Here is a 23,359-nt window from a genome sequence, read left to right as displayed (position 1 = left end):
ACAAACGAAAAGATACAATGAAGTTTATATTTTCTACTTGCTTACTGTTATTACAGGCCTGGGCTTTAGGTCAGAATGTATCTCCCGTAGATTATGTGAATCCTTTGATGGGAACACAATCCAAACCTTCATTATCCAATGGAAATACTTATCCGGCAGTCGGACTTCCTTGGGGAATGAATATCTGGACACCACAGACCGGTAAAATGGGCGATGGATGGGCATATACCTACGATGCAGATAAAATAAAAGGATTTAAACAAACCCACCAGCCCTCTCCCTGGATGAACGATTATGGCGCATTTGCCATTATGCCCGGAGTGGGAAAAGTGAAGTTTAAAGAAGACGAAAGAGCAAGCTGGTTCAGCCATAAAGCTGAGGTGACCACGCCTTACTTTTATAGTGTTTATCTTGCTGACATCAACGTCACAACAGAATTTACACCTACTGAAAGAGCTTCTTATTTTAAATTTGATTTTCCAAAAACTGACAGCGCCTACGTAGTGGTTGATGCCTTGAATAAAGGCTCTTACATCAAGATTTTACCAAAAGAAAGAAAAATCCTGGGATATACAACGAGATATTCTACCGGGAAATATGAGAACTTTAAAAACTACTTCGTTATTCAGTTTGATAAAGATTTTGAACTGACAAAAACCTGGAAAGACGATAAACTGGTGAATGATCAGTTAGAAATTACCAGTGATCACACCGGAGCTGTAGTAGGATTTAAGCTTAAAAATAAAGAAACGGTGTATGCAAAAGTAGCCTCTTCATTCATCAGCTTTGAACAGGCCGAACTGAATCTTAAAAGAGAAATCGGAAACAGAAATTTTGAACAGGTAAAAACCGATGCTAAAAATATCTGGAATAAAACTTTAGGAAAAATAGAGGTAAAAGGAGGGACTGATCAACAGCTGAGAACCTTTTATTCTTCTTTATACAGAACTTTATTCTTCCCGCAAAAGTTATATGAGATTGATGCTCAAAACAAAATAAAACACTGGAGTCCTTACAACGGGAAAATTGTTGACGGAAGAATGTTTGCAGGAACCGGTTTTTGGGATACTTTCCGCGCATTGTACCCTTTCCTGAATCTTGTGTATCCAAGCATTAATGTAGAAATGCAGGAAGGACTGGCCAATGCTTACAAAGAAGGTGGCTTCTTACCGGAGTGGAGCAGTCCGGGATATTCTGATATTATGATTGGAAATAATTCTGCATCCGTAGTCGCAGATGCTTACATCAAAGGACTTCGCGGATATGATACGGAAGCGCTTTGGCAGGCTGTAAAACATGGAGCGAATAACGAAGGGCCTATAGAAGCGGTAGGCCGTGCAGGCGTAGAATATTACAATAGATTAGGCTATGTGCCTTACGATGTAAAGATCAATGAAAATGCAGCAAGAACATTAGAGTATGCTTATGACGACTTCTCGATTTATCAGTTAGGAAAAGCATTGGGGAAACCTGCTTCTGAGATTGATATCTACAAGAAAAGAGCTTATAATTACAAAAATGTATTTGATAAGGAAACAGGCTTAATGCGTGGTAAAAATAAAGATGGCAATTTCCAGAAACCTTTCAATCCTTTCAAATGGGGAGATGCTTTCACGGAAGGAAACAGCTGGCATTACACATGGTCGGTTTTCCAGGACATTGATGGTTTGGCAGAACTGATGGGTGGAAAAAAGAAATTTGAAGCCAAATTAGATGAAGTATTTTCATTGCCTCCGGTTTTTGATGACAGTTATTATGGAGGAGTGATCCACGAGATCAGAGAAATGCAAATCATGAATATGGGGCAGTATGCGCACGGAAACCAGCCTATCCAGCACATGATTTATCTGTACAACTATGCAGGAGCACCTTACAAAACACAATATTGGGCTAGACAGGTGATGAATAAATTATATCATGCAACTCCGGACGGATATTGCGGTGACGAAGATAACGGACAGACTTCAGCGTGGTATATTTTCTCCGCTCTAGGGTTTTATCCGGTAACACCGGCAACGGATCAATACGTGTTGGGAGCACCATTATTTAAAGAAGCTACCATCCATTTGGAGAATGGTAAGAAAATTGAAATAAAAGCTCCGGAAAACAACGCAGAAAATCTATATGTAAAATCATTGAATGTAAACCAACAATCTTATTCCAAAAACTGGCTGAGCCATACAGAACTGATGAAGGGAGCTGTTTTAGACTTTAAAATGGACAGCAAGCCCAATAAAGAAAGAGGTTCACAGGAAAAAGATTTTCCTTATTCAATGTCAAAAGAAGAATCAAATAAATAAATTTTAAATTAAAAATATAGCTGTATGAGTACAGAAAAAAAAGAAATATTCGATAGAGTAGAGAGCATGTTGCAAGGACAAGGTTTTAACATCGCAGCAAAAGACGATACAAGACCATGGGGAGGATTCTTTGTGATTGATGAAACACAGGCACAGGATTTTGCTAACCAATATTTCGATGGGATTGATGTAGACAACCTGAGAATAGGAGGAAAACTGAGCCCGAAAATTCTTATCGTAGCTCCGGAAGCAAGATTAAGCTGGCAGTATCACCACAGAAGAGCTGAAATCTGGCAGGTAGTGGAAGGAACGGTAGGAATCAAAAGAAGCAATACCGATGAAGAAGGAGAGTTGGGAGAATACGGCCCGAAAGATCAGGTGAAACTTCAACAGGGAGAAAGACACAGATTAATTGGTCTTGCAGGCTGGGGAATTGTAGCTGAAATCTGGCAGCATACCGATGCATCCAATCCTTCAGATGAAGATGATATCGTAAGAGTACAGGATGACTTTGGAAGATAAATAAAAAAATCCGCTTCATTGAAGCGGATTTTTTTATTCAGTTAGGAAGCTTGAGGATGGAAGAAGGGAGTTACTGGTAGTTTTCAAAACTTTTTATTGTCCTTTGTTATTCATGCTGAATTTATTAGCTAATGGCAAAAAATAAACCTTATAGGTTTCTGAAACCTATAAGGTTTTTATGTATTCAGCTGTTATCCTCAATAAGATAAAAACTTTACTTGTTTATAGGTACTTCCAGCATCATTCTTCCAGCTTCCAGCCTTTAAAACGTCACATCCAGTCCTACATAGAAATTAGCCTTCATAATTGGAGCATATACCATTCCTCCATCAAAATAACTTCCGAAAGGATTTTTAAAATCAACAATCGCATTTTTCTGATAGTAAGAAGTAAGGTTTTCTCCTCCTACATAAGCTCTGATCTTTTTATTGAAATTTCTTGAGATTTGAGCATTAAGAACCGCATAGGATTCTGAATACGTCGGTAACTGAAACTCTGCCGGATTTGTTGAAGTATCAGGAAGTCTTTGTTTTCCAACCCAGTTTAAAGTCGTATCAAAGCTCCAGAACCCGCCATTATCATTCTTATTGGTTGAATAGGCAAGGTTCACAAAACCTCTGTGCTTTGCCATAAAAGGAACTTCTCTTCTTCCCCCGATATAATCAGCCTGCACGTCATAATATTTATAAGCCAGTCTTACTTCAAGATTTTTTACAGGCATAAAATCCCATTGAGTCTGGAATGAATTCGCAAAAGATTTTCCATCCAGATTATAGAACGTCAGCTGTTGAGGAGACTTATCCAAATCTACCAATACCTGATCCTGGAAATCTGTTCTGAAGAAGTCAGCAACAATGCTTGATTTTCTTCCGAATAATTTGAATTCCTGTTGTAAACTTGCTCCATAATTCCATGCAATTTCAGGTCTTAATCCATAAATATTTCCTCCGTTAGGTAAAATAGTAATCGCTCTGTTGGAAGCAAAATACTGCTGGCTTTCCGCAAATACATTTGCTGTTCTGAATCCTCTTCCCGCAGAAAGTCTTAAAATTGTCTGAGGGGTGAAATCATACTTGAAATTAAGTCTCGGCGTAAACTGAGTTCCTGCCAGATTGTGAAAATCTACTCTTGAACCTGCTACTAAAGTATATTTTAAACCTGTTAAAGTATATTCAGCAAAAATTCCGGGTACAATTTCATTTCTTCTCATATCATCCAGCAAATACGTTTCTTTATAACCGTCATACAAGAAACTTGCTCCAGCCTTATACTTGTGGTTGGTATTTCCGATGATGCTTTCAAAAATTAAATTGGAATAATAAGTATGCTGTTGTCCCGCATAATTTCTCAATCCGAAAAAGCTGTCTTGCTGGTGATACACATATTGGTTCATCCATCCGATACTCTGGTAAGGTTTTCCTTTAAAAACATACCCTGTTTTATTCCAAACCTGAAATCTTGAAATGTCGATTCCTACTCCATAAAAAGGTTGCTTATCCTGACCCAGTTTTTTATCAAAACCAATCTGTCCTGCAGTTCTTTCGTCTCTGATAAAATTAATTCCGAAATGAGACCCGAATCCCGACTTTTCAAGGTCGTTATAATTCAGTAAGTACGCTGCGTTGATCTGAGTTCCTTTCGGTCTGTCCAGAAAACCGTCATGGTTCATATCTGTATTTCCAAACGTTCCGTTTCCGTGAAGAAGGAAAGTTTGTGACCATTTATCGTTGATAGGAGAAACATTGGTGATATTGATTTCCGCTCTTCCATTAAAGTCGGAAAAAAGGTTCAATGATGTTTCAGGCGTTTTTGCATTCTTTAAAAGTTCAGTGTTGATCTGTCCTGTGATGCTTTCGTAGCCGTTGGTTACCGTACTTCCTCCTTTGGTAAGCTGAATACTTTCAATCCATCTTCCTGGAATAAAATTTAATCCATAGGCAGAAGCCAATCCTCTAATCTCAGGGAGTTGTTCCTTCGTTAAGCTGGTGTATTTCTGATCCAGCCCCAGCATTTTCAGCTGTTTTGTTCCGGTAACAGCATTGCTGAAAGAAACATCTACCGTTGCATTGGTTTCGAAACTTTCAGATAGATTACAACAAGCAGCCTTTAACAGCTCTTTTTTATCAATATTAAAAACAAGTCCTGCTTCTTTTTTACTTAAAGCTGTTGCTGCCTTTGAACCCGTTACAACAACTCCGTCAATATTTTTTTCATGCTGAGAGTGATCCTCTTTAGCTGGTGAAGTCTCATTGTCTTTATGATCTTCATGCTTTGTTGCTTCTTCATAATGTACTTTTGGATTGGGCTCACCAAAAGTAAAGTCTCTGTCATATAAGCAACATCCCGGAAGACCATTGTAAACAGCATCTGAAGCTTTGTATTTTTCATTATCATGACCGGCATCAGCAATTGCTTTTAAAATCTTATCCGATGAGGTTTTTGAAGGATCAAAATTTAAAGTAACCGTTTGTTTCTCTGCATTCCATTCCGCAGTATCAGCTCCGGCATCTTTGGACGCTTTTTCAATTCTGGCTTTACAAGAAGCACAGTTTCCTCTTACATAGAATTCATTCTCTTTTTTGGTGGAAATACCAGTGCTTACATGATGCTCATGGTTGGTTTCTGCCTGTGAAGGCTGCAGATCTCTATCATAATGACAACATCCCGGAAGACCTTCATAGGTTGTGTCAGAGGCCTTAAATTTCTCATTGTCATGCCCTGCTTCTGCTACCTTCTTCAGAATATCATCAGCGGATGCTTTGTCTGTTTCAAAGGTTAAGGTTTGAAGATCAATAGAATAAACTGCTGTTTTCGCGCCAGCTTTTTTAGCGGCACTTTCAATTCTTGTTTTGCACATTTCGCAGTTCCCTTTGACCTTGAACTGATTTTTTGAAAGTGTTTGAGCAGATATAAATTGTGTAAATAGGAATAATGTACCAAGTATCAACCTGGAAATATATAATTTCATTTTGTTTAAAAGTTTAAATTAATTAAAAAACAGTTCACTATAAGACATAATGAACCCTTGATGTTTTAATTAACCTATCTTGGGCGGTTGCCAGATTTCCTTTAAACGATCTGAAAGATAAGGATCTGAATAGTGAAACTGAGGATTCTTATTGGCTTTGTAATAAGACAGTTCCAAACGTAGATTTTTTGAAAAAGGGGTTTCAATAAAAGTATAGCAGGCAACACATGATGAGCAGCAGTCATCTTTACATGATTTTGTTTTATCATGGTTGCTGTCTTTTTTTGAAGAATGATTTTTACAGCAGTCCATTTTTTTGGAAGACTCTGCTTTACAGCATGTTTCCTGTGCCCCTTGCGCATAGAAATTATCCTTGGGAATCAGAAAGACTCCCAGGCAAAACACTATGGCAAGTATGTGAAACAGCTTCATCTCTGCAAAAATACAAAATTTATGGCAAAGGATCACCAACTTTTAGAGAGCAGCTATGCCAAGGTTCTCCGTGTGCCGGATTCAGTTTTGGTTTTTCTCCCATCGCCAGATTCTGTGCAGCAGGTGCCGGAGTCGGACTTGGAGAAGGCTGAACTACATTTTGTGTCGGCTGTGGTGTAGGAGCTGGTTTACTGTTTAAGGGCTGTCCTACGGGAATATCACAACGATGTCCGGGTTGCCCGTGCGGAGGGTTCATTCCCGGAGCGGTTTTTACCTGCTTCCCGTTGTTATCAAGGGCGATTTTTCCTGGTGATACAGCATTTGGATCAATCTGGATGGTATTGCCTCCGTTTACGTTTACATTTTGCGTAGCTGGAGTAGCTGCTGCCGGAGCACCATTCAGAGGTTGTCCTACCGGAATATCGCATCGGTGTCCAGGTTGCCCGTGTGGAGGATTCATTCCCGGAGCGGTAGCCATAGGAGCAGGAGCAGCGTTGGACTGGATGCCTGCCTGTTCCATCAGAGCGGTTTTTGAGGTGGTATTTAGAGCTACGTTGGGCTGGCCAGCGTTGGCTTCTTCTTTTAAGTAAGTAGCTCTTTCATCCTTTTTACAAGATGCAGCTAAGAGTGATACGGCGATCAAACCTATAAATGTATTCTTCATATCCATGGGTATGAAACAAAATTAGCAAAACATTTTCAATTGTTTTGCTAATTTTATATTTATAATTTGATTTTTGGATTAATTTTTTACCAAAAGTCTAAATCCTTCTCCGTGAACGTTGATAATTTCTAATCCTTCGTCATCTTTTAATAACTTACGAAGCTTAGCAATATAAACGTCCATACTTCTTGCAGTAAAATAATTTTCTTTTTTCCAGATCTTTCTTAAAGCAAGGTCTCTCGGCATGAAATCATTTCTGTGGATGCAAAGAAGTTTTAATAATTCATTTTCTTTAGGAGAAAGTTTATATTCTTTATCACCTACTTTCAGCTGTCTCAGCATAGAGTCGAAGAAAATATTGCTGATTTTAAACTGCTCCTGTTCTTCATTTTCCAAAGTAGAACTTCTCTGAAGAATTGCTTTTATTTTGTATAAAAGTAGCTCAGTATCAAATGGCTTTGTGATATAATCATCTGCGCCCAGCTGATATCCTTTCAAGATATCTTCTCTCATGTTTCTTGCAGTAAGGAAAATGATAGGTGTATTTTTATCAATCTTTTTTACGTCTTCCGCTAATGAAAATCCGTCTTTTTTAGGCATCATTACGTCAAATATGCAGATATCGAATTCATTTTCTGTAAATTCTTTTAGTCCCTGCTCCCCGTCAGTGGCAAGAGTTACTTCAAAATTATTGATGGTCAAATAATCTTTAAGCACCGCCCCGAAACTCTGATCGTCCTCTACTAATAATATTCTGTTGCTCATAATTTTAATAATTAAAAATTAACAATTAAGAATGAACTTCCTCACTCTATCTTCTATATTTTGATATTTGGTTTAACCTTTTTATAATTGATAAATGATCATTTATCATTTGCATTTTATCCCATTGGTAGCTTTATCGTGAACGTACTTCCTTTTCCTTTATGAGAGTCTACGATAATCTGTCCTTTGTGCAGTTCTACAATTTTCTTCACGTAAGAAAGACCTAATCCCTGTCCTTTTACATTGTGGATATTTCCGGTTTCTTCTCTAAAGAATTTTTCGAAAATTTTGGTTTTATTCTGGGTATCCATTCCCATTCCCTTATCGGAAATTTCAATCACATACCATTGTCCCTCATTTCTTGTTTCCACATGTATTTCCGGTGCTTCCGGAGAATATTTGTTGGCATTATCCAGTAAGTTCACCAGCATATTGGAGATGTGGAATTCGTCTATTTTAAAATTATAATGAGTGGCATTGAACTTCTGCGTAAGCGTTCCATTTCTTTGCTGTACAATCAGATTAAAAGATTCTGTTGTTCTTTTGATCAATTCTCTTACATTGGTTTCTTTTAAGAATAATTCCACTTCATTTCGTTCAAGCTTGGACATGTTAAGTACATTTTCCACCTGCTTTTTCATTCTTAAGTTCTCCTGCTTGATCAGTTCGGAATAGTATTTTACCTTATCCGGATTGGTTGCAATTTTATCATTGGCCAAAGAATCCGTGGCTACAGAAATGGTTGCCAATGGTGTTTTAAACTCGTGAGACATGTTGTTGATGAAGTCTGTTTTCACTTCAGCAAGTTTTTTCTGCCTCATCATATAATTGATAGAAATAATATAAATTCCAAGAATCGTAAGGAGAGACAGGAATGTTCCTAAAAGCATCGGCCAGTTGTTCATTGCCAGAGAATATTCTTTTTTAGGAAATACCAATACAAGGGTGTATAATATATTTTTCTTATCTGCAAAAAGAGGAAAACTGTAGGTATTGCTGTCTTTCTTTTCTTTGTAAGCTTTATTGGCAATACTTGTAAGTTTACTATTGCGGTCCAGAACTCCATATCCGAACTTGGCGGTTATACCTCTTATTTTAAGTTCTTTTGCAATAACAGAGTCAAGCGTTTTTGGATCTACTCTTTTGGTGATAGGAAGATTATTTCCATATACTTTTACAAACTCTTTCATGGAATAATCTCCTGTTTCGATCTCCTGATTGATGTCTGTGGTAAGAAGCTCACGATTGGTGGTATCTCTTTTTATTTTATAGGCTGCTTCATCTGTATACAAAGTGGTCAGCTTGATAGAATCTCCTTTTTGAGAAATCGGAAGCTGTGTTTTTTCAATAATATTTTTAGAGTAAATAATCTGTCTCTGAGTACCGGAGTCTGCTACCTGCTGAATTGTAGTTAAAGACGGCTGTTTGCTGTTGGCCAGAATATTTTTTCTGAAATCTTTATAATCCTGATTCAGGTATTTGTCTGCCTCAATCTCTTCAATACTTTTTGAAGTACTTTCCAAAACCGAATATACTTTATTTGAAAAATCCTGTTCCAGTACGCCGTAATAGCCTTTCAACCAATAAAATTGGAGCGTTACAAAGACAATCAGTGAGATCGTCATAAACACTGAAATTATTGGGATGAATTTGTTATTCATTATTTAATTATATAGGTTTTGGAAAAATGAATGTTAAAATTAATTGTTTTAAGAGTACCTAAACAAAAAACGAGCCAAAAAATTGTTTTTTTTTTCTTAAAAGAGTGTTTTTTAACAATTATTTATGAATTATCTTTTAGTTGTCATATGAAAACTCCCTTTCAATAAATAAAGTGCTAACTTTATTAAAAATAAATATTTATGGAATCTAATATCATTTTCAACAAAGATTTTGATGCGTCCAGCACTTATGTCATGAAGATTTATAAAGCTGATGTTTCAACAGTGTGGAAGTATTTTACAGAAGCCGAATTATTGGATCAATGGTGGGGACCTAAACCGTGGAAATGTGAAACGGTAAGTCAGGATTTCAAAGAAGGAGGGATCTGGATGTATACCATGGTAGGACCAAACGGAGAAAAAGGACCTATGTATTCTCAAACTCAATACGGAGAAATTACAGAACACAGAAGCCTGGACTGGATGAGTGCCTTTTCTGATGAAAAAGGGAATATCAACGAAGATTTTCCAAGATCAAAATGGCTGATTGGTTTTACAGGAGTGGAAGAAGGTACTAAAGTAACCATCAATATCCATTACCATTCTCCTGAAATTATGAAAAAGCTTATGGATATGGGATTTGAAGAAGGATTTAAAATGGGACTGAATCAACTGGAAGAATTGATTGGATGAATTTGAAGAGATAAAAAAATACTTATTTATAAAAAAGAGGATTTTCCATTGGAAAACCCTCTTTTTATTTACTGACAGGGATTACTTTCTGCTTTATTTTTCAAGATTCCAGCCTTTATAAAAGCTCTTCTTCCTGAAAATACTGTATAATCGCCTTTTTCATAAGCAAAGTCTGCTCGTTAGGCTTTAATTCCGGAAGTTCCTCCAGACTTTCAAACTGTGGCCATCCGTCTTCATAATGGGTAAATTTATAATATCCAAAAGGTTCAAGCAATCTGCAGACTGCAATATGAATCAGGTTTACCTTGTCTTCTTTCGTATATTTTTGCTGGCCGCTTCCCAGTTCCTGTAACCCTATCAAAAATAAAAGGGTTTCAATGGGCGGATTCTTCTCAGTCTGAAAATTATCTTCGAAGAACTGTTCTATTTTTTTCCAATATTCGGATTCGTTAATCATTCTTTTTGATTTTCTAATTTTAATAAAAATGCAAATTCCAGTGCATCTTCCTTCAGAGATTCAAATCTTCCGCTTGCTCCTCCATGACCTGAGCTCATGTCCGTTTTGAAGACTAAAATATTATCATCTGTTTTTAATTCTCTCAGTTTTGCTGTCCATTTTGCAGGCTCCCAATACTGTACCTGAGAATCATGGAATCCTGTAGTGATCAGCATGTGAGGGTAATCTTTAGCCTCTACATTATCATAAGGAGAGTAGTCTTTCATATAATGGTAATATTCCTCGTCATTTGGATTTCCCCATTCGTCATATTCTCCGGTTGTCAAAGGGATTGTATCATCAAGCATCGTAGAAACAACATCTACAAACGGTACTTGTGCCACAATTCCGTTGAATAACTGAGGCTCATAATTCACCACAGCACCTACCAATAGACCTCCGGCACTTCCTCCCATCGCATACATATGTTTTGACGAAGTATAATTTTCCTTAATTAAGTATTTTCCTGCATCAATAAAATCGAAGAATGTATTTTTCTTGAATAGCATTTTTCCGTCTTCATACCATTCTCTTCCCAAATATTCTCCGCCACGAATGTGAGCAATAGCATAAATAAAACCTCTGTCCAGTAAAGATAATCTTACATTCGAGAAGCTGGCATCCACAGTGTGTCCGTAACTTCCATATCCATACAGAAGAAGCGGAGTGTCAGCAGACTTTTTGGTGTCTTTATGATACACTAAAGAAATAGGAACTTTTGTCTTTCCATCTCTGGAGTCTGCCCAGATTCTTTCTGAAACGTAATTTTCAGGAGCGAACTTTCCACCCAAAACTTCCTGTTGTTTCAACAGCTTTGTCGTTTTGTCCTTCATATTATACTCATAAGTGGAGCTTGGTTGTGTAAGAGAGGTGTAACCGTAACGTAAAATTTCTGTATCAAATTCCAGATTGATCCCGATATAAGCTGTATAAGTAGGATCGAAGAAAGGTAAGTAATAAGATTCCTGCGTTTTCTCATCAATGATTTTGATCTGAAGTAATCCTCTTTCTCTTTCTTCAAGGACCAGATAATCTTTGAAAATTTCAAAACCTTCCAGTAAAACTTCTGCACGGTGCGGAATAACATCCACCCAGTTTTCTATACCACAGTTATCAATCTTTGCCTTTACAATCTTGAAATTGATGGCATCGTCCGCATTGGTAATGATATAGAATTCATCCTCATAATGCTCTACGGAATATTCAAGGTCATCTATTCTTGGCTGGATCACTGTCCATTCTGCAAATACATTGTCAGAAGGGATAAAACGATGTTCATCAGAAATAGTGCTTGAGCTTGCAATGAAAATATATTGTAACGATTTTGTCTTAAATACATTAACATCAAAAGTATCATCTTCTTCGTGGAAGATCAGTACATCCTCTGCAGAATCTGTTCCCAGCTTGTGTCTGTACACCTGAAATGCACGAAGGCTTTTGTCTTTTCTGATGTAAAATATATGTTGGTTATCATTTGCCCAAACAGCTTTTCCTGTCGTATTAGGAATAGTGTCTGGCAAAATCTCACCTGTCTTTAAGTTTTTAAAATTAAGCGTATAAATTCTTCTTCCTACATCATCAGAAGAAAAAGATGCCAGTTCGTTGCTGGGGCTTACGGCAACACTTCCTACTTCGAAAAACTCTTTGCCTTCTGCGAGAATATTAACGTCAAGTACAATTTCCTCCTCATTGTCGAGGCTTTTGTGCTTTCTGCAGAAAATAGGATATTCCTTACCTTCTTCATAACGTACAATATACCAGTACTCATTAAAGAAATAAGGAAGAGACTCATCATCCTTTTTATAGCGGGCTTTCATCTCTTCGAAAAGCTCTTCCTGAAGGGCTTCCGTATCTTTCATGATGAATTCTTCGTAGGCATTTTCTTCCTCAATATATTTGATCACTTCAGGGTTTTCCCTTTCATTCAACCAAAAGTAATTATCGGTTCTTATATCGCCGTGGGTTTCTAGTATTTTTTCAATTTTTTTTGCCTGTGGAGCTTTCATCCGGGGTATTTTATTTTTTTATTGAATAGAATGTTCTTATACTTTTTCTTCTGAAAGTAAGTAATTTAAGCAGAAATCCTTTCAATATTAATTTTTGTTCAAATTTAGGTAAAAAAAAACCATCTTTCCTTTATTGAAAAGATGGTTCATTGTATTTTTATAATTAAAGACTATTTGTGAAGTGCTTTAATATACTTTTCAAGGGCCATTGTCATAGAAGGAGTTTCCTTCGTAGGTGCCATTAAATCTACTTTTAATCCTGCTTCTTCTGCAGCTGCCAAAGTCGTGTTTCCAAAAACTCCGATCTTTGTTTCATCCTGCTTGAAGTCAGGGAAATTTTGTTGTAGCGATTTGATTCCCTGCGGACTGAAGAAAATCAGCATGTCATAATCTTTGACATTGATATCTGTAAGGTCGCTGCATACGGTACGGTACATAATTGCTCTTGTCCAGTCTACATTAGATGCATCCATGGTTTTTACAATATCCGGACTCAAAACATCTGAAGATGGCAACAGATATTTTTCAGTTGGGAATTTTTTGAAAAGAGGAAGCAGATCTGAGAAGTTTTTCTCCCCAAAGCTGATTTTTCTTTTTCTGTACACAATATGCTTTTGAAGGTAGTTGGCAATTGCTTCCGACTGGCAGATATATCTCATTGTATCCGGAACAGCAAAACGCAATTCCTCCGCGAGTCTGAAGTAATGGTCAATCGCATTTTTACTGGTAAAAATAATACCGGTATACTGCGTCAGATCTATTTTCTGTGTTCTGAGCTCTTTATTGTCAACCCCTTCGACGTGGATAAATGGACGGAAATCAATCTTTATTTTTTCCTTCTTCGCTATATCCAAATATGGAGAAGACTCACTAGGCGCTGGTTGAGAAACCAATATAGACTTTATTCTCATCATTGACTTTTATTAAAAAAATAACAACTTCCAAAGCAATAATAATGGTGCGATTTGGAGGGTGCAAATATACAAAAATTTATAATACCATTTCTCGGGAAGAATCTTGTTCTTGTGAAATAAATAGAAAAAGACTTTGAAAATGAATACAAAAGCGAAGAAGCAGAAATAATATAAAAACATTTTATTTCTGTCTATCGGGAAGTAATAATGGGCTACACAAAGAATTATTAGCAAAAATGAAAGAATGAAATAAAATTTTGTGGAGGTAAAATAAAAAATAGTCCATTTTTTTCCATCCCCTATACTTTGGTAAAATAGAAATCCTAAGGTTGATTTTGTTAAATAAAAAAGCAGCACTGCCAGCAATGTATATCCAAATTTATTAAGCTGATATCCCAGAAGCTGAAGATCTGCAATATATTTCGGTACGATAGGTACGTACTGTGAAATTAATACAGACAGGGTAAGTGTCGTTACACAGGACGTGATGATCCAGCTGGGAAGGTTGTTGCTTGCATCAAAATATTTCTGAAGCAGAAAATCTTTGAGGCTGGCATCCCTTTCTATGACGTTCATCATAAAAACATATAAAAAGATACAGCCCACAAGGATAAAGATTACCCAATCATTGTTCTCAGGTATTCTTACGTGATTGATGAAGTGTTGTGATGATGGCAAAATTTAAGTTTTTTTTATTTATTATTTAACTTCAGATAACACAGCCCGGCACAGATTTTCCTGTCACCAACTCCATGAATCTGCAGTTAAAATATTTGCTCTCATCGATTTTACGTATTGTTCAGATCTGTTGAATAAAAGTTTCTGTTTCATCCGCTTAATCCCCGAGAAATATTTTTGCAAAATTATAGATTATTTTGTATAAAATAAAAAGGTTAAATAAACTATCTTTGCAAACTGAAATGAAAAAACTCGTCATCATCCCAACATATAACGAAAAGGAAAATATTGAAAATATTATTTCCGCGGTTTTTGCATTGGAGGACGACTTTCATATCTTAGTAGTAGATGATTCTTCTCCGGATGGAACTGCAGAAATTGTAAAAGAGCTGCAGAAGAAACATCCGCATTATCTACACCTGTCCATAAGACATGTAAAAGACGGATTGGGAAAGGCATATATCCATGGGTTTAAATGGGCCATCGAAAATAAATACGATTATATTTTTGAAATGGATGCTGATTTTTCACACAATCCTAACGATCTGCCGAAACTTTTTGAAGCATGTAAAAATGCAGATATGGCGATCGGTTCCCGTTACTCAAAAGGAGTGAATGTAGTGAACTGGCCTATGGGTAGAGTACTGCTTTCTTATTTTGCATCCAAATATGTAAGGTTTGTATTAGGACTTCCAATTCATGATACGACAGCAGGATTTGTATGCTTTTCAAGAAAAGTATTGGAAGAAATAGGATTGGATAACGTTAAACTGAAAGGATATGGATTTCAGATTGAAATGAAATTCAGAGCTTTTAAAAAAGATTTCAGAATTGTAGAAGTTCCTATTATATTTACCAACAGAATTTTAGGAGAAAGCAAAATGAATGGCGGAATTATCCATGAAGCTGTTTTTGGAGTGCTGAACTTAAAATGGAAATCAATCATCAACAGATTATGAAACTGATGAAAAAGTTACTCTTTATTTTCGTTTTGTTGGGCTTGCTTTCGTGCGGCGATTATATTGATAAGCCTAAAAATCTGATTGATAAAGATATGATGGCGGAAATCATTGCCGATCTTGCAATCAACGATCAGGCTATTTTTGTATATCCTGACAAAAATATGGAAGCAGGAACAAGAGCTGTTTTGAAATCACATAAGGTAAAGCCTGATGATTTTGTAAATAGTTTCAAATACTATGTGATTAAAGAAGAAATGGATGGGATCACCAATGATGCTCAGGAAATATTGCTGAAAAAAGATCCCAAAGCAGATAAATATGTAAAGGAAAGGCTGAAACAGAATGGTACTGTAATCCCCTTAGTGAGGTAAATTACCATAATAGTTTCTGTTTTACAAAAATCACTGGCAAAAAACAGTGCATTTAAAAAAGTATAGAGATGAAATTTTTTAATATAGAAAAAACCTCTGAAGGAAAAGCAAGAGCAGGGGAAATTACCACAGATCACGGGAAGATTCAAACTCCTATTTTTATGCCTGTGGGAACTGTAGCAAGTGTGAAAACAGTTCATCAGAGAGAATTAAAAGAAGACATTAAAGCTCAGATTATTCTGGGAAATACTTATCACTTATACCTTCGTCCGGGCATGGAAACGATGCAGGATGCAGGTGGTTTACACAAATTCATGAACTGGGATCTTCCTATTCTTACCGATTCAGGAGGTTTTCAGGTATTTTCACTGGCCAGCAACAGAAAGATGACAGAAGAAGGAGCGAGATTCAAATCTCACATCGATGGAAGCTATCACATGTTCTCTCCGGAAAGATCAATGGAAATTCAAAGACAGATCGGAGCAGACATTTTCATGGCTTTTGATGAATGTACTCCTTATCCTTGTGACTACAACCAGGCAAAATCATCTATGGAGCTTACTCACCGTTGGCTGAAAAGATGTATTGAATGGACGAATGATAATCCTGAATTATACGGACATAAACAAAGGCTTTTCCCTATTGTTCAGGGATCTACTTATTCTGATCTAAGAAAAATTTCTGCAGAAGTGATTTCTGAAGCAGGAGCAGAAGGAAATGCTATCGGAGGACTTTCCGTTGGAGAGCCTGAAGAAGAAATGTACAGAATCACTGATGAAGTGACAGATATCCTTCCAAAAGAAAAACCTAGATACCTGATGGGAGTAGGAACTCCTTGGAATATCCTGGAATCTATCGGACTGGGAATTGACATGATGGATTGCGTAATGCCAACAAGAAACGCAAGAAATGCAATGCTTTTCACCTGGCAAGGGGTGATGAACCTTAAAAATGAAAAATGGAAGCGCGATTTTTCGCCTTTGGATGAATTTGGGACCAGTTTTGTAGATCGTGAATATTCAAAAGCGTATCTTCGCCACCTGTTTGTATCTAAAGAATATCTGGCAAAGCAGATTGCTTCGATTCATAATCTGGCATTCTACCTTGATTTGGTAAAAGTAGCCAGAGAACATATTATGGCAGGAGATTTCTACGAATGGAAAAACTCTGTAGTACCGGTTCTTAGACAAAGACTGTAAGAGAATATGCTTAAAATTGTAGACAGATATATCATTAAAAAATACCTTGGGACTTTCAGTTTCATGTTGGTATTATTGTCTATAGTCGTATTGGTAATCGATGTTCAGCAGAAGATTCCAAGGATAGAAAATGCGAAGGCCATTGACCCAAAACTGGATCTGACCTATTTCCTGATCCATTTTTACCCTTTCTGGATCATCAATCTTGTGGTGACCTTTCTTTCCATTCTGGTATTTATTTCGGTGATCTATTTTACCTCAAGAATGGCAAATAATACTGAAATTGTTGCTATTATCAGTAGTGGAGCCAGTTTTCACAGGTTTTCCAAACCCTATCTGGTAACCTCTATTTTTATCGGATTGATTGCTCTTGTAGTCTATCATATGGTGTTGCCGTGGGCCAATATCAAGAAAAATGAACTGGAGGCCTATACTTATAATGCAGCCAATAAAGAAAAGATTTTAGGAACAGCTCCTGCTTCTTCACAGCTGAGTAAAACGGAATATATCTTCGTTGACTCATGGAATAAAAGAGAAAAAAGAGGGTCGAGTTTTGTCTATCAGAAATATGATAAAGACAGAAAGATGACCTATGAGCTGAAGGCAAGTGAAGTATATTGGGATAAAGCCAAAAAACAGTTTGTCTTAAATAATTATCTGGAAAAAACCATCAATAAAGACAATACTGAAAAACTCGGAAACGGGATAGAATTAAGGAAAAACTACGGCCATTCACCGGAAGAGCTTTTCCCTAACGAGCTTTTAGGACAAAATAAAACCACTCCGGAGCTTTTAAAATTTATTGAAAGAGAAAAGGAAAGAGGAAACAGCAACCTGAATTCTTACCTTAATGAGCTTCACCAAAGAACGTCAATGCCTGTTTCAATTATTATTCTGACATTCCTGGCACTCTCTCTGTCATCACAAAAGAAAAGGGGAGGATTAGGAGTTAATCTTGCAATAGGGATTTCATTGGCCTTTATTTTTGTGTTTTCATTCGAAGCTTTAAAAGTGGTTTCGGAAAATAAAAGTTTATCTCCGGCTGTAGCTATGTGGTTGCCTAATATGGTGTTTTTACCACTTACCCTTTATCTTTATATCAAGAGAGCCAATCAGTAAAGTAGTTTTACTTCTTTGTGATAAAACGAATGCATTCCGTCTTCCAGTTCGATCCAGAGTTCACCCTTTTCGTCTGCATGTCGGATGATGCCATTTTGTCGCTCTTTTTCAATTTCAAAAACTGAGATCTGATCTTTTCTGAAAAGGTTTTTATTAAATCCATCCAGAATTTCCTGATCTGAAGGTATGTTTTTAAGCCTTTCAGACAAATATTCATGAAGGTTGAATGCAAGCTCTTCCAGGTCAAATTGGATTCCTGTCTGTGTCAGAAGTGACCCTGCATTGGATATTTCATCAAAATTTTCCTGCAGAATATTGATTCCGGCTCCGATGATGAAATAATTATTTTGATTAATTTTTTTCTTTTCTATTAAAATTCCAACGATTTTTTTACCTTTAAGGATAATATCATTCGGCCATTTGATTTTTACCTCAGAGTCAGACAATTTGGCAAGGAAATCCCGGATCACCATTGCGGTATAATAATTGAACATAAAGTCAGAGCACAGGATGTTCTGAGTATTCACTGCCAGCGTATAAGCCAAGTTTTTTCCGGCAGTCTGAGTCCAGATATTTCCATACTGACCACGGCCTTTAGTTTGATTAAAAGTATGAAGCCCTATAAAATTTGAATCTCCGTAAAGTAAAAACTTTGATATTTCGTCATTAGTAGAAGAACATTCTTTCAGGTAGAAGAGTTGGCTCATTTAAGAAAACTTTAAGAGATTAAGAGGGTAAAAGTAAGGTTAAAGTAAAGAAAAAACAATAAATTTGCAGATTATAGTATTTTTTTAATGAATAAAACAGCAGAAAAACAAGCGTTAATAGATAAAATCGTTGAAGCTATCCAGGATGTAAAAGGGGAAGACATTATGATCTTCGATCTTTCAAACATCGAAAACTCCGTAGCAGAAACGTTCGTGATATGTAGTGGAAACTCAAATACACAGGTAGCTGCATTGGCAGGTAGTGTAGAGAAGAAAGTAAGAAACGAACTGCAGGACAGACCTTGGCACGTAGAAGGTACTGAAAATGCGATGTGGGTATTGGTGGATTACGTTTCAGTGGTGGTTCATATATTCCAAAAACAGGTACGTGAGTACTACGACATAGAAGAGCTTTGGGGTGACGCAGTCATTACCAAAATTGAAAATGAATAATAAAAATTTTAAAAAGTCTAAATGAATAATAAAGGATTCAACTGGTTCTTTCCTATTGCAATCGTAGCACTTTTGCTATTCTTTGGCTCCAATTTCCTTGGAGGTGATGCAGCAAAATCTATTGATGAAGATGGTTTCTTTAGAGAAATGCAGGCGGGCAAAGTCCAGAATATAATTATATACAAAGACATAGAGAAAGCTGATGTTTTCCTAACAAAAGAAGCAAAATCGGCAATGGTTTCCAAAACCGGTAAAGAAAACAACCCTCTTTCTGCCTTCGAAATGGCTCCTAAAGCAGATTTTTCTGTGAAATACGGAGACCTTCAACTTTTCCTTCAGAAATTTGAACAGGTTAAGGCCAGCAATCCGGTTATTAAAACAACTAAAGATTACGGAACTGGTAAGAGTGCATTAATGGACATCTTAGTTCCTGCATTGGTTTGGATTTCTATTCTTGGATTATTCTACTTCCTTCTTTTCAGAAAGATGGGCGGAGGTGGAGGTCCTGGCGGACAGATCTTCTCTATCGGAAAATCTAAAGCGAAACTTTTCGACGAAAAAGAAAGAATTCAGGTAACATTTAAAGATGTTGCAGGATTGGAAGGTGCTAAAGAAGAAGTTCAGGAAGTAGTAGATTTCTTGAAAAACTCTGAAAAATATACAAAACTGGGAGGTAAAATTCCTAAAGGAGTTCTTTTAGTAGGGCCTCCGGGAACAGGTAAAACCTTATTGGCAAAAGCTGTTGCAGGGGAAGCTAAAGTTCCGTTTTTCTCACTTTCAGGTTCTGATTTCGTTGAAATGTTTGTAGGAGTAGGAGCTTCCAGAGTAAGAGACCTTTTTGCTCAGGCTAAAGCAAAATCTCCGGCCATTATCTTCATTGATGAGATTGATGCTATCGGACGTGCCAGAGGAAAGAATAATTTCTCCGGTGGAAACGACGAAAGAGAGAACACTTTGAACCAGCTTCTTACTGAAATGGATGGTTTCGGAACAGATACCAACGTTATCGTAATGGCAGCAACCAACAGAGCGGATATCCTTGATAAAGCTTTGATGAGAGCAGGACGTTTTGACCGTTCTATCTATGTAGACCTTCCGGAACTTCACGAAAGAAGACAGATCTTTGATGTTCACTTGAAAAAGATCAAACTTGATGATAATGTAGACAGAGAGTTTCTTGCAAAACAGACTCCAGGATTCAGTGGAGCAGATATTGCAAATGTTTGTAACGAAGCAGCGCTTATCGCAGCAAGAAATAACCATACATCAGTAACAAAACAGGATTTCCTTGATGCTGTAGACAGAATCATCGGTGGTCTTGAAAAGAAAAATAAAGCAATCAAACCTTCTGAAAAAAGAAGAGTGGCTTATCACGAAGCAGGGCACGCTACAATCTCATGGTTGGTAGAACACGCATCTCCGCTTTTAAAGGTGACGATCGTTCCTAGAGGGCGTTCACTGGGAGCAGCATGGTACCTTCCTGAAGAAAGACAGCTTACCACGACTGAACAGATGTTGGACGAAATGTGTGCAACATTAGGAGGTAGAGCAGCAGAGCAGGTTATTTTCAATAACATTTCTACAGGAGCACTTTCTGACCTGGAGACAGTGACGAAAAGAGCTCAGGCAATGGTAACAATCTACGGATTAAGCCCGAACATTGGTAATATTTCTTATTATGACAGTTCAGGCCAGTCTGAGTACAATTTCGGAAAACCATATTCTGAAGAAACGGCTACTAAGATTGATGCAGAGATTAAATCTATCATTGAAAACCAATATGAGAGAGCAATAAGAATCCTTGCTGATAATAAAGATAAACTGGATGCTTTAGCTAACAAACTGCTGGAAAAAGAAGTGATCTTCCGTGAAGACTTAGAAGAAATATTCGGAAAAAGAGCATGGGATCCTGAATTGACAGAGAAGCCTGTAACCAATACTATTCCTGAAAAAGATCAGCCGGTAGTAGTGGAAACACCTCAGATCAAAGAAAAAGAAGAAGAAAGCGAAATTCAGGCTCCAGAAAGCCCAACACAGCTTTAAGACTATTAAAAAATAGAATTCATAAAAACCTGACAACTGCAAAATTGTCAGGTTTTTTCATATTTAAGGAGATATTTTGGACACTATTGTAATTAATTTTCTATTTTTGTATAAAGTTGACTAAAAATAGATTAAGTTGAATTTATTCAAGAGGATTGTAAGCAAACTTACCAACCAGCCTGAAGAAGAGGACAAACAGAGCCTGGAGAAGCTTGGGGATTCGCTGAAAAATGCGGATCTTGACTATAAGTTTGCGCAATTATTTACGCATTCGGGGGGATTTTTTAATTATTGTGCAGATGAAGCGGAGGCTCTACAAACTTTAAATCAAATTATCAAAATAGAAGGTATCCACAATCTTTTTTGTTGGGATAAAGAACTTCAGAACTTTTTGAACGTTGTGAAGTCTACCTATACTTCAGAACTACAGCCGTCTAATGACGCCGCATTCATCACCTGTGAATATCTGATCGCTTATGACGGCAGAATCATGCTTTCACATAATAATATTCTTCATTATCATTCTTCAAGGCTTCCCGATAGAATTATCATCATTGCCAATGTTTCTCAGATTGTAAACAACCTGAATGACGCTATGGGGAAAATAAAAAGAAACGGAAATATCAAGAACCTTACTTCCATAAGCGGAAGCCAGTCGAAAATGGACAGTTCTTCCAATTCCAATACAAAACTGTTTTTATTGCTGCTTGAAGATTAAGCAACCACTTCTAAATTTTAAATTTTGGACAAAAATCTCATTCAAAGAACCCTATCAGGTATCGTTTATGTAGCTATCATTATTCTTTGTTCTACTCCGCTGGGAGCACAGCTGCTGAACAATATTGCACCTGGTCTTATCAAGCAACAGTATCTTTATCATGGATTAATGAGCCTGCTGCTGATTGTAGGAACCTGGGAGTGTGTCAAAATCATGAAGTTTGGAAACGGCTATGAAAAATGGGTCGTATATCCATTGGTCATTTTTATATTCTACATGTTTTCCAAAAGATATTTTAATCACGATTTCTTTTTTGATTTCAGGCTTAGTGAAATACTGGCACTGGCACTTATTGGGATTGCTGTGGTTACATTATTCAAATATCCCAACGAATTATACTTCGACAGTGGGAAACTTATTTTTACCGTAATCTACGTAGCCCTGCCATTTAGTTTTGCATTGGGGTTGCCAAAGTTCTCAAGCTATAGTGATAGCTTCTCTTTGGAGGTTCTGTTCCTGTTCATCCTGATCTGGAGCAGCGATACCTTTGCGTATCTGGTAGGAAAATTCTTCGGTAAACATAAAATGGCTCCTAAAATATCCCCTAAAAAAACATGGGAAGGGTATGCCGGAGGTGTCGTTTTAACATTGGTTTTATCCTACTTTATTGAACATTATCAGCCTGAGCTGAGAGGCAACTGGATGGTTGTAGGATTTCTGATTGCTGCCTTTGCTCCTTTAGGAGATTTGGTGGAGAGTCAATTGAAGAGAAACTTCGGTGTAAAGGACAGTGGAAACATTATTCCCGGGCATGGAGGAGTTTTAGACAGACTGGATAGTTTTATTATCTGCGTTCCTGTCGTATATTTGTACTTTATTTTAGAAAAATTTATTTAGTCTCATGAAATTACATAGAGAATCAAAAGGAACAATTACCGTTGCAACCCTGCTTTTTATTATTCTGGGTGCTTTAGCAATTTATTTCCTTGAAATATGGTCACTGGTGATCATTATGCCTTTGTTGGTTATTTACGGTTTAGTATTCTGGTTCTTCAGAGTTCCGGATCGTAATATTCTTGATCACAGAGAAAATGTTATTGCTCCGGTAGACGGAAAAGTGGTAATGATCAAAGAAGTGGAAGAGGATGAGTTTATAAAAGGAAAAGCTATCCAGGTTTCTATTTTTATGTCTCCACTTAATGTTCACATCTGTAGATATCCGGTTTCGGGAGAAGTGATTTACAAAAAATATCACCCGGGAAAATATCTGGTAGCATGGCATGAAAAGTCTTCTACAGAGAACGAAAGAACTACGGTAGCTATTCAGACGATGACTAATCATAAAGTAGTCTTCAGACAGATTGCCGGATATGTTGCAAGAAGAATCGTTTTCTACTGTAATGAAGGGGATAAAGCAAAGGCCGGACATGAGTTCGGATTTATTAAATTCGGTTCCAGAATGGATGTATTCCTGCCTTTGGATACTGAGATTATCTGTAAAATCGGAGATATTACAAAAGGAGGTGAAGATGTTATCGCCAAACTGAAAGAAAATTAATATTCTTATCGTATATAAAATCAAAAGAGAGCTATAAAGGCTCTCTTTTTTATTTAGTAAACAGAAGCCTCATTTGAGTGTTTTAAGTTTAAATTACGCATGAGTAATATTGCGTATCGGAAGATTGATG

At 36.9% G+C, this 23,359-nt stretch carries 22 protein-coding genes; 12 read left to right on the top strand and 10 right to left on the bottom strand.

Features of this window, described 5'->3' with window-relative positions:
• Positions 1-17: 17 nt before the first annotated feature.
• A complete protein-coding gene (locus ACMA47_RS09990) occupies positions 18-2,300 on the top strand; it encodes a GH92 family glycosyl hydrolase (protein WP_413929669.1) in 2,283 nt (760 codons plus the stop codon).
• Positions 2,301-2,324: 24 nt separating this feature from the next.
• Positions 2,325-2,822, top strand: coding sequence for a phosphoheptose isomerase (locus ACMA47_RS09985; RefSeq protein ID WP_034691610.1), 498 nt, complete (start codon positions 2,325-2,327; stop codon positions 2,820-2,822).
• A 262-nt stretch (positions 2,823-3,084) separates the two neighbouring features.
• Here ACMA47_RS09985 and ACMA47_RS09980 read toward each other — a convergent pair whose 3' ends face one another.
• The 5 genes from ACMA47_RS09980 to ACMA47_RS09960 all read right to left on the bottom strand — a co-directional run bounded on the left by ACMA47_RS09980 (position 3,085) and on the right by ACMA47_RS09960 (position 9,312).
• Positions 3,085-5,790, bottom strand: a complete 2,706-nt coding sequence (locus ACMA47_RS09980) for a TonB-dependent receptor domain-containing protein (RefSeq protein ID WP_413929668.1) — start codon at positions 5,788-5,790, stop codon at positions 3,085-3,087.
• 69 nt (positions 5,791-5,859) lie between these two features.
• Complete coding sequence (locus ACMA47_RS09975; protein ID WP_413929667.1) at positions 5,860-6,222, bottom strand: hypothetical protein; 363 nt, start codon at positions 6,220-6,222, stop codon at positions 5,860-5,862.
• Positions 6,223-6,241: 19 nt separating this feature from the next.
• Positions 6,242-6,886: a hypothetical protein gene (locus tag ACMA47_RS09970; protein ID WP_413929666.1), complete on the bottom strand. Its 645-nt coding sequence runs from the start codon at positions 6,884-6,886 to the stop codon at positions 6,242-6,244.
• A 78-nt stretch (positions 6,887-6,964) separates the two neighbouring features.
• A complete protein-coding gene (locus tag ACMA47_RS09965; protein ID WP_002982671.1) occupies positions 6,965-7,651 on the bottom strand; it encodes a response regulator transcription factor in 687 nt (228 codons plus the stop codon).
• A gap of 116 nt (positions 7,652-7,767) precedes the next feature.
• Positions 7,768-9,312 carry a sensor histidine kinase gene (locus tag ACMA47_RS09960; protein WP_413929665.1) on the bottom strand — a complete coding sequence of 515 codons (1,545 nt, stop codon included), beginning with the start codon at positions 9,310-9,312 and terminating at the stop codon, positions 7,768-7,770.
• A gap of 201 nt (positions 9,313-9,513) precedes the next feature.
• On the opposite strand from ACMA47_RS09960, the gene ACMA47_RS09955 reads away from it, so the two are divergent.
• Complete coding sequence (locus ACMA47_RS09955) at positions 9,514-10,005, top strand: SRPBCC family protein (RefSeq protein ID WP_413929664.1); 492 nt, start codon at positions 9,514-9,516, stop codon at positions 10,003-10,005.
• A 115-nt stretch (positions 10,006-10,120) separates the two neighbouring features.
• Here the strand turns inward: ACMA47_RS09955 and ACMA47_RS09950 are convergent, their stop codons facing one another.
• From ACMA47_RS09950 to ACMA47_RS09935, 4 genes are all read right to left on the bottom strand, one after another.
• Positions 10,121-10,462: a hypothetical protein gene (locus ACMA47_RS09950; protein WP_079240088.1), complete on the bottom strand. Its 342-nt coding sequence runs from the start codon at positions 10,460-10,462 to the stop codon at positions 10,121-10,123.
• Positions 10,459-12,507: a S9 family peptidase gene (locus tag ACMA47_RS09945; RefSeq protein ID WP_413929663.1), complete on the bottom strand. Its 2,049-nt coding sequence runs from the start codon at positions 12,505-12,507 to the stop codon at positions 10,459-10,461. The genes ACMA47_RS09950 and ACMA47_RS09945 overlap by 4 nt, the downstream gene beginning before the upstream one ends.
• 170 nt (positions 12,508-12,677) lie before the next feature.
• Positions 12,678-13,418, bottom strand: a complete 741-nt coding sequence (locus tag ACMA47_RS09940; RefSeq protein ID WP_034691594.1) for a uroporphyrinogen-III synthase — start codon at positions 13,416-13,418, stop codon at positions 12,678-12,680.
• A gap of 12 nt (positions 13,419-13,430) precedes the next feature.
• Entirely contained in the window at positions 13,431-14,099 is a 669-nt protein-coding gene (locus ACMA47_RS09935) for a DUF4271 domain-containing protein (protein WP_051934165.1), read from the bottom strand.
• Positions 14,100-14,341: 242 nt separating this feature from the next.
• Here ACMA47_RS09935 and ACMA47_RS09930 point away from each other — a divergent pair, with 242 nt between their 5' ends.
• The 4 genes from ACMA47_RS09930 to ACMA47_RS09915 all read left to right on the top strand — a co-directional run bounded on the left by ACMA47_RS09930 (position 14,342) and on the right by ACMA47_RS09915 (position 17,750).
• Positions 14,342-15,058, top strand: a complete 717-nt coding sequence (locus ACMA47_RS09930; RefSeq protein WP_079240090.1) for a polyprenol monophosphomannose synthase — start codon at positions 14,342-14,344, stop codon at positions 15,056-15,058.
• Between the two features lie 5 nt (positions 15,059-15,063).
• Positions 15,064-15,432: a DUF4296 domain-containing protein gene (locus ACMA47_RS09925; RefSeq protein ID WP_413929662.1), complete on the top strand. Its 369-nt coding sequence runs from the start codon at positions 15,064-15,066 to the stop codon at positions 15,430-15,432.
• A 68-nt stretch (positions 15,433-15,500) separates the two neighbouring features.
• Positions 15,501-16,631 (top strand): tRNA guanosine(34) transglycosylase Tgt, encoded by a 1,131-nt coding sequence (tgt, locus tag ACMA47_RS09920; protein WP_306596454.1) that lies wholly within the window; start codon positions 15,501-15,503, stop codon positions 16,629-16,631.
• Positions 16,632-16,637: 6 nt separating this feature from the next.
• Positions 16,638-17,750, top strand: coding sequence for an LptF/LptG family permease (locus ACMA47_RS09915; RefSeq protein ID WP_034691587.1), 1,113 nt, complete (start codon positions 16,638-16,640; stop codon positions 17,748-17,750).
• Here ACMA47_RS09915 and ACMA47_RS09910 read toward each other — a convergent pair.
• Positions 17,744-18,457: a biotin--[acetyl-CoA-carboxylase] ligase gene (locus ACMA47_RS09910; protein ID WP_413929661.1), complete on the bottom strand. Its 714-nt coding sequence runs from the start codon at positions 18,455-18,457 to the stop codon at positions 17,744-17,746. The genes ACMA47_RS09915 and ACMA47_RS09910 overlap by 7 nt on opposite strands.
• 87 nt (positions 18,458-18,544) lie before the next feature.
• Here ACMA47_RS09910 and rsfS point away from each other — a divergent pair, with 87 nt between their 5' ends.
• The 5 genes from rsfS to ACMA47_RS09885 all read left to right on the top strand — a co-directional run bounded on the left by rsfS (position 18,545) and on the right by ACMA47_RS09885 (position 23,229).
• On the top strand, positions 18,545-18,910 hold the full coding sequence (gene rsfS / locus ACMA47_RS09905; RefSeq protein ID WP_047376360.1) for a ribosome silencing factor: 366 nt from the start codon (positions 18,545-18,547) through the stop codon (positions 18,908-18,910).
• A gap of 21 nt (positions 18,911-18,931) precedes the next feature.
• Positions 18,932-20,953: an ATP-dependent zinc metalloprotease FtsH gene (gene ftsH / locus ACMA47_RS09900; protein ID WP_413929660.1), complete on the top strand. Its 2,022-nt coding sequence runs from the start codon at positions 18,932-18,934 to the stop codon at positions 20,951-20,953.
• A gap of 136 nt (positions 20,954-21,089) precedes the next feature.
• Positions 21,090-21,671 (top strand): LUD domain-containing protein, encoded by a 582-nt coding sequence (locus ACMA47_RS09895; RefSeq protein WP_165790439.1) that lies wholly within the window; start codon positions 21,090-21,092, stop codon positions 21,669-21,671.
• A gap of 24 nt (positions 21,672-21,695) precedes the next feature.
• A complete protein-coding gene (locus tag ACMA47_RS09890; RefSeq protein WP_413929659.1) occupies positions 21,696-22,568 on the top strand; it encodes a phosphatidate cytidylyltransferase in 873 nt (290 codons plus the stop codon).
• A 4-nt stretch (positions 22,569-22,572) separates the two neighbouring features.
• Entirely contained in the window at positions 22,573-23,229 is a 657-nt protein-coding gene (locus ACMA47_RS09885; RefSeq protein ID WP_413929658.1) for a phosphatidylserine decarboxylase family protein, read from the top strand.
• The last annotated feature ends 130 nt before the right edge of the window (positions 23,230-23,359 follow it).

The organism is Chryseobacterium sp. T20 (genome assembly GCF_047345655.1).
Lineage (GTDB): Bacteria > Bacteroidota > Bacteroidia > Flavobacteriales > Weeksellaceae > Chryseobacterium.
This window is presented reverse-complemented; position numbering and strand designations above follow the sequence as displayed.

Bases quoted from the DNA above. Each gene is read 5' to 3' on its own strand.
- ACMA47_RS09990 (WP_413929669.1), top strand. From the start codon at position 18: ATGAAGTTTATATTTTCTACTTGCTTACTGTTATTACAGGCCTGGGCT.
- ACMA47_RS09985 (WP_034691610.1), top strand. From the start codon at position 2,325: ATGAGTACAGAAAAAAAAGAAATATTCGATAGAGTAGAGAGCATGTTG.
- ACMA47_RS09980 (WP_413929668.1), bottom strand. From the start codon at position 5,790: ATGAAATTATATATTTCCAGGTTGATACTTGGTACATTATTCCTATTT.
- ACMA47_RS09975 (WP_413929667.1), bottom strand. From the start codon at position 6,222: ATGAAGCTGTTTCACATACTTGCCATAGTGTTTTGCCTGGGAGTCTTT.
- ACMA47_RS09970 (WP_413929666.1), bottom strand. From the start codon at position 6,886: ATGAAGAATACATTTATAGGTTTGATCGCCGTATCACTCTTAGCTGCA.
- ACMA47_RS09965 (WP_002982671.1), bottom strand. From the start codon at position 7,651: ATGAGCAACAGAATATTATTAGTAGAGGACGATCAGAGTTTCGGGGCG.
- ACMA47_RS09960 (WP_413929665.1), bottom strand. From the start codon at position 9,312: ATGAATAACAAATTCATCCCAATAATTTCAGTGTTTATGACGATCTCA.
- ACMA47_RS09955 (WP_413929664.1), top strand. From the start codon at position 9,514: ATGGAATCTAATATCATTTTCAACAAAGATTTTGATGCGTCCAGCACT.
- ACMA47_RS09950 (WP_079240088.1), bottom strand. From the start codon at position 10,462: ATGATTAACGAATCCGAATATTGGAAAAAAATAGAACAGTTCTTCGAA.
- ACMA47_RS09945 (WP_413929663.1), bottom strand. From the start codon at position 12,507: ATGAAAGCTCCACAGGCAAAAAAAATTGAAAAAATACTAGAAACCCAC.
- ACMA47_RS09940 (WP_034691594.1), bottom strand. From the start codon at position 13,418: ATGAGAATAAAGTCTATATTGGTTTCTCAACCAGCGCCTAGTGAGTCT.
- ACMA47_RS09930 (WP_079240090.1), top strand. From the start codon at position 14,342: ATGAAAAAACTCGTCATCATCCCAACATATAACGAAAAGGAAAATATT.
- ACMA47_RS09925 (WP_413929662.1), top strand. From the start codon at position 15,064: ATGAAAAAGTTACTCTTTATTTTCGTTTTGTTGGGCTTGCTTTCGTGC.
- tgt (WP_306596454.1), top strand. From the start codon at position 15,501: ATGAAATTTTTTAATATAGAAAAAACCTCTGAAGGAAAAGCAAGAGCA.
- ACMA47_RS09915 (WP_034691587.1), top strand. From the start codon at position 16,638: ATGCTTAAAATTGTAGACAGATATATCATTAAAAAATACCTTGGGACT.
- ACMA47_RS09910 (WP_413929661.1), bottom strand. From the start codon at position 18,457: ATGAGCCAACTCTTCTACCTGAAAGAATGTTCTTCTACTAATGACGAA.
- rsfS (WP_047376360.1), top strand. From the start codon at position 18,545: ATGAATAAAACAGCAGAAAAACAAGCGTTAATAGATAAAATCGTTGAA.
- ftsH (WP_413929660.1), top strand. From the start codon at position 18,932: ATGAATAATAAAGGATTCAACTGGTTCTTTCCTATTGCAATCGTAGCA.
- ACMA47_RS09885 (WP_413929658.1), top strand. From the start codon at position 22,573: ATGAAATTACATAGAGAATCAAAAGGAACAATTACCGTTGCAACCCTG.